The organism is Xenorhabdus littoralis (assembly GCF_033949345.1).
Taxonomy (GTDB): domain Bacteria; phylum Pseudomonadota; class Gammaproteobacteria; order Enterobacterales; family Enterobacteriaceae; genus Xenorhabdus; species Xenorhabdus littoralis.
The window spans coordinates 1-1046 of the sequence record NZ_VCDP01000066.1; the positions used below are offsets into that span (position 1 = coordinate 1).

1 pseudogene is annotated in these 1046 nt (G+C 55.3%); it reads left to right on the plus strand.

Going from position 1 to position 1046, the window contains the following annotated elements:
* Positions 1 to 39: 39 nt before the first annotated feature.
* Positions 40 to 1046, plus strand: a pseudogene (locus FE394_RS19960) (hypothetical protein); the annotation flags it as partial.

Here is a 1046-nt window from a genome sequence, read left to right on the forward strand (position 1 = left end):
AATAACCAGTCCGGTGACATCCGGGGCGAAACGTTGCAATTGACGGCGCAGCACCTGAACAATGCACAGGGTAAGATCGTCAGTAAAGGCCATTTTCTGCTTGACAGTCATCAGTCGATAGATAACCAGCACGGGCTGCTCGATGCGGCTGATGCCCTGGATATTCGCACCCAGGGTCACTGGAATAACCGCAGCGGAACCGCCCAAAGCGGTAAACAGGTAGATGTCACTGCGCACAGCCTCGATAACAGCGATGGCACACTGTTGGCCGAACAAGCGCTGACCGTGAACACGACGGGCACCATCGATAACCAGCGCGGCACGTTGCAGGGGCTGTCCGCATTAAACGTGACGTTGGGGGGTGATATCCAAAACGGCGGGGGCAAGCTGTTGTCCGATCAGATGCTGACGTTGAAAGCGGCCGGCAGCGTCGGTAACCAGTCCGGTAATATCCAGGGCAAAGCGCTGGAACTGACTGCACAGACGCTGACGAATACGAAAGGCAAGATTGTCAGTCAGGGGCATCTGCAGCTTAAGATCAATCAGGACATGGGTAATCAGCACGGACTTATTAAAGCCGATGATGTGCTGAAGATCCAGACTGACGGTCACTGGGATAACCGCGATGGTATCACTCAGGGCGGCAAGCAGGTGACCGCCTCCGCCCGTAGCATGGATAACAGCAGCATTGATAGCAGTCACGTTGATAACCCCGGCGGCAAGCTGTCGGCTGCTCAGGCGTTGATCCTGAACGTCACCGACAATATCAATAACCAGTCCGGCGACATCCGGGGCGAAACGTTGCAATTGACGGCGCAGCACCTGAACAATGCACAGGGTAAGATCGTCAGTAAGGGACATTTACTGCTTGACAGTCATCAGTCGATAGATAACCAGCACGGGCTGCTCGATGCGGCTGATGCCCTGGATATTCGTACTCAGGGCTACTGGGATAACCATAGCGGAACGGCCCAAAGCGGCAAACAGGTGGATGTCACTGCGCAGAGCCTCGATAACAGCGACGGCAAACTGTTGGCCGAACAAGC